Here is a 4,750-nt window from a genome sequence, read left to right as displayed (position 1 = left end):
CCCCACCGCCGTCCGCCCCCCCATCGCCGTTCGCCCTGAGCCTGTCGAAGGGCAGATGGGACTCACGGCGCTTCGACAAGCTCAGCACCAACGGGGTTGTTGATCGTGAAGGATCGTGGCCCAGCCCCGCCGCCTCAAAGGGGTTGGTGATCCGGAGGCGGGATGGTGCCCCAAGCTGCCCGGTCGCCCGCCTATTTCAGCGGGTCATGCCCCCAGTTCATCAGCGAGTAGCGCCAGTCGCTCTGCGCCTTGTCCTTGTCCGGGCCGCCCTGGGCGAGATGACGGTGCACGTAACCGACCACCTTCTTCATGTGCGCGTAATCGGCGTCGGTCCGGTCGGCCTTCGTCTTGCGCTTGATCGCGACGATATGGCGGCCGGAGGCATGGCCGACGCTCTCGCCCTTGCCGTCGCCGTCCTCGCCCTTCCAGCCGACGCGCTTGCTGTCGTCGCTGTCGAGGAAGCGCTCCAGCTCGGCCGGCGCCATGTTGACCGCCTCCTCGAACGCCCGTTCGATCGCCGCGTGATCGTCCGCCATGTATCGCTCTCCTTTTGCCCCTCCAACGTCGTGGTGCGGCCAAGGGTTGCGGACGGTCAGCCGAGCATCCCGGCATAGGTCTGTGGCGCCTCCGGCAGCACTACGCGTGCGATGGTACCGACCAGCAGCACCGCGACCAGCAGCAGCGTGACCGCGCGCGGCCAGCGCCGCGGCCCGAGCAACAGCCAGCCGATCGCCGTCGCGGTCAGCGTCCACAGATGGTAGCGCAGGTCCGAGGCGATGCTGATCACCGCGAAACTCGCCTCCATCGTCAGCGCCGAGGTAAACAAGGCGATCGCCAGCGTATCGTCACCGCGTCCGCGCATCGCGCAGCACAGGCCGGCGATCGCCACCACCACCCAGACGACCGGCCAGCCCAGCGGCGTTTCCATCAGCCACGCGCCGAGCGACTGCCAGAGCTTGGCGAGCGCACCGGGCTCGCCGAAGCCGAGCGTATTGGGTTCGCTCGCGCGCAGCGGCGCGCTGCCGAGCCAGTGACGCGGCACCCACAATCGCTCGGTCGAGTTGAGATGCGCCAGCCGGTGTTCCGCATAAGCGATGGGGTGGCGCAGGATCATACCGGCAAGACGGACGTAGAGCGTTCCGGCCGGCTCGGCACGCAACGGCGCGACCAGCGTCTCGCAGCGCCGCGGCTCGCCGAGCGGGTCCCAGAAATAGGGGCGGACGCAGTGTCTGGCACGGATCGCGGCGAGCGTCGCGGCGGGCAGGCCGACGGCGGTGTCGCCCGTCGCCACGCCGATGCCGGTGAGATCGTAGAGCGCCTGCGTCTGCTCGACGCCGCTGCGCTGCGCGCCCAGCAGGCCGTGGTTGATCGGCGAGGACAGGCCGATCGCTGCGGCGATGCCGAGCAGCGCCACGCCGGCCCGCGCGATCCCACGCGGCCAGGGCGACAGCATCACGATCAGCGGCACCACCGCGAAGGGCGCGTTGGCGCGCACCAGCAACGCATAACCGCACAGCAACGCCGCCACCGCGAGGGCCGGGCCGGGCAGCGGCCGGTTGCGCAGCCGCCACCAGCCGAGGATCCCGGTCGCCGCCAGCAGCGCCGCCGACATCTGCAGATCCTTGAGCACGACGCCTTGCCAGCCGAGCAGCGGCGGCCAGCAGCCGACCGCCAGCACCGCCCAGGCCGCGCCGCGCCGCCCGCGCGCGGCGAGCGCCGCGGCGAACGATCCCAGACCCAGCCAGTAAGCGGCGAGTTGCAGCGCGAGCATCGGCGCCGGGCCGTGATCGCCGAACAGCGACCAGAGCCGCGCCATGATCGGCGGATGCCAATCGTCATACCGCCCGCTCGTCGCCTGCGCATATTGGGCGAGGCTGTCATAGGCGACATAGCCCGGCCAGAAGAGCGCGAGCGAGGCGGCGAACAGCAAAGCCGCCGCGACGCCCATCGTGCGGGCGGCGCGGCGGTCGGCGGGTATGATCCTAGAAGTGAAGCGCGCGACCATAAGCGCCGAGCACGCTCTCGTGCATCATCTCGCTGAGCGTCGGATGCGCGAACACCGTCTCCATCAGCTCGTGCTCGGTCGTTTCGAGCTGACGCGCGATGACATAGCCCTGGATCAGCTCGGTCACTTCCGCGCCGATCATGTGCGCGCCGAGCAATTCGCCGGTCTTGGCGTCGAACACCGTCTTGACGAAGCCCTCCGCCTCGCCGAGCGCGATCGCCTTGCCGTTGCCGATGAACGGGAATTTGCCGACCTTCACCTCGTGACCGGCTTCCTTGGCCTTGGCCTCGGTGAAGCCGACGCTGGCGACCTGCGGACGCGAATAGGTGCAGCCGGGGATGTTCCACGTCTCGAACGGATGCGGGTCCTGCCCGGCGATCTTCTCGATGCAGACGATGCCCTCGTGGCTCGCCTTGTGCGCCAGCCACGGTGCGCCGGTGACGTCGCCGATCGCGTAGATGCCCTCGACGTTGGTGCGGCCGAAGCCGTCGACCTTGATATGACCGCGCTCGGTCTCGACGCCCAGCGCTTCCAGCCCGATGTTCTCGGTGTTCGGCACGATGCCGATCGCGACGATCGCATGGCTGAACTCGGTCTCGGCGACCTTGCCGTCGGCACCCTTGATCGCCGCAGTGACGCCGTTGGCGCCACTTTCGAGCTTTTCGAGACCCGATTTGGTGAGAATCTTGATCCCCTGCTTGGTGAGCGCCTTGGTCATGAACTCGCTGACCTCGGCATCCTCGACCGGCAGGATCCGATCGAGCATCTCGACGATCGTCACGTCGGCGCCCATGTCGTTGTAGAAGCTGGCGAACTCGACGCCGATCGCGCCCGAGCCGATGACCAGTAGCTTGGTCGGCATCACCTCGGGCACCATCGCATGGCGATAGGTCCAGATGCGCTTGCCGTCGGCCTTGGCGAACGGCAGGTCGCGCGCGCGCGCGCCGGTGGCGACCATGATGTGCTTCGCTTCGAGGTCGAGCGTCTTGTCGCCCTGCTTGACCTGCAACTTACCCTTGCCGGTCAGCGCGCCGACGCCCTCGAACACCTGGACCTTGTTCTTCTTCATCAGGCCCTTGACGCCGGCGTTGAGCTGGCCGGCGACCTTGCGGCTGCGATCGACGATCTTGCCGAGATCGAAGCCGACATTGTCCGCCTTGAGGCCGTAGGAATCGGCGTGGGTCATGTAATGATAGACTTCCGACGTGCGCAGCAGCGCCTTGGTCGGGATACAGCCCCAGTTGAGGCAGATGCCGCCCAGCCGCTCGCGCTCGACGATGCCGACCTTGAGGCCGAGCTGGCTTGCCCGGATCGCCGCGACATAGCCGCCCGGACCCGAACCGAGGATGAGGAGGTCGAAGGTATCAGCCACGTTGGAAGTCCTTACCGGGGAGGTTCATGGATGTGATCGGGGATATGATCGGGCAGCGGCGCGACGCGGCGCGGCGCCCGGTTCTCGTCGGTGGCGACGAACACGAAGCGTGCCTGCGTCACCTTGGTGGAATCCTCGAGATGGCGGGCGCGGCGCCATGCCTCGACCTCGATCGTCATCGACGTGTTGCCGACCGCGACCAGCCGCGCATAGACCGACACCTCGTCGCCGACGAGCACCGGCGCATGGAATTTCATCGCGTCGCAGGCGATCGTCACCGCGCGGCCACCGGCATGACGCGACGCCACCGAGCCGGCGGCAAGATCCATCTGGCCCATCAGCCAGCCGCCGAAGATGTCGCCATAAGGATTGGCGTCGCCCGGCATCGCCGTGACGCGGATCGTCGGGGAACCCTGGGGCAAGGTCACACACGCCTCCTGTCGATCGCGCGGGCGCGACGCAGCGGACCGATGCTCATCAGCACCGCCGCCGCCATCGCCCCCGCGCCACACCACCAGATCGTCTCATAGCCGAGCGGATAGGCCCAGGCCGCCGCCCACGTCATCGCCGCGGCGGCGACCAGTCCGGCGGCGAGATGGAGCAGCTCGATCGCCGTGCGGGAGGTGGGCGTCCGCGCCACGATCGCCTCAGGCAAGCATGCCGAGCGGACGCTCGACCAGCTCCTTGAACGCCTTCATCAGCTCGGCACCGTCGGCACCGTCGATCGCGCGATGGTCGAAGCTGCCGGTCGCCGACATCACCGTCGCCACCGCCAGCTCGCCGTCGACGATATAGGGCCGCTTCTCGCCCGCACCGATCGCCATGATCATGCCCTGCGGCGGATTGATCACCGCCTCGAACTGCTTGATGCCGAACATGCCCATGTTGCTGATCGACGCGGTACCGCCCTGGAATTCCTCGGGCTTCAGCTTGTTGTCCTTGGCGCGTGCGGCAAGGTCCTTCACCTCGGTCGAGATCGCCGACAGGCTCTTGGTGTCGGCGCCGACGACGATCGGCGTAATCAGGCCCGAGGGCGTCGACACCGCGACCGAGATGTCGGCACGCTTGAAGCTGATGAGCTGGTCGGGCGTGAACATCACGTTGCACTTGGGCACCGCAATCAGCGCGGCGGCGAGCGCCTTGATCAGCAGGTCGTTGACCGACAGTTTGACGCCACGGCTCTCCAGCGAGGCGTTGAGCTCGCCGCGCAGCTTGAGCAGCGCGTCGAGCTGGATATCCACCGTCAGATAGATGTGCGGCACCGTCTGCTTCGACTCGGTGAGGCGCCGCGCGATCGTCTTGCGGATGTTGCTGAGCTTGGTCGCCTCGTGCGGGATATCCGGCACGAGGCGACCAAGCTCAGCAACATCCGC

Annotated in this window: 6 protein-coding genes; all 6 read right to left on the bottom strand. The window is 67.8% G+C overall.

The annotated features are described in order from the left end of the window. Window positions 1-191: 191 nt before the first annotated feature. Window positions 192-536, bottom strand: coding sequence for a DUF3140 domain-containing protein (locus FFS23_RS19770; protein WP_137899943.1), 345 nt, complete (start codon window positions 534-536; stop codon window positions 192-194). A 56-nt stretch (window positions 537-592) separates the two neighbouring features. Next, on the bottom strand, window positions 593-2,005 hold the full coding sequence (locus FFS23_RS19765; RefSeq protein ID WP_249340774.1) for a hypothetical protein: 1,413 nt from the start codon (window positions 2,003-2,005) through the stop codon (window positions 593-595). Then, a complete protein-coding gene (gene lpdA / locus FFS23_RS19760) occupies window positions 1,983-3,377 on the bottom strand; it encodes a dihydrolipoyl dehydrogenase (protein WP_137899942.1) in 1,395 nt (464 codons plus the stop codon). The genes FFS23_RS19765 and lpdA overlap by 23 nt, the downstream gene beginning before the upstream one ends. 11 nt (window positions 3,378-3,388) lie before the next feature. Next, window positions 3,389-3,763 (bottom strand): acyl-CoA thioesterase, encoded by a 375-nt coding sequence (locus tag FFS23_RS19755; RefSeq protein WP_052075807.1) that lies wholly within the window; start codon window positions 3,761-3,763, stop codon window positions 3,389-3,391. Window positions 3,764-3,801: 38 nt separating this feature from the next. Continuing rightward, the gene (locus tag FFS23_RS19750) at window positions 3,802-4,017 is read right to left on the bottom strand and encodes a hypothetical protein (RefSeq protein ID WP_245640693.1); all 216 of its coding nucleotides are present in this window, start codon (window positions 4,015-4,017) and stop codon (window positions 3,802-3,804) included. A gap of 7 nt (window positions 4,018-4,024) precedes the next feature. Continuing rightward, window positions 4,025-4,750: 2-oxo acid dehydrogenase subunit E2 (locus tag FFS23_RS19745; RefSeq protein ID WP_171009565.1), on the bottom strand; the 726-nt coding region annotated here is incomplete at its 5' end.

It is taken from the genome of Sphingomonas sp. 2SG, from assembly GCF_005503285.1.
Taxonomy (GTDB): Bacteria; Pseudomonadota; Alphaproteobacteria; order Sphingomonadales; family Sphingomonadaceae; genus Sphingomonas; species Sphingomonas taxi.
This window is presented reverse-complemented; position numbering and strand designations above follow the sequence as displayed.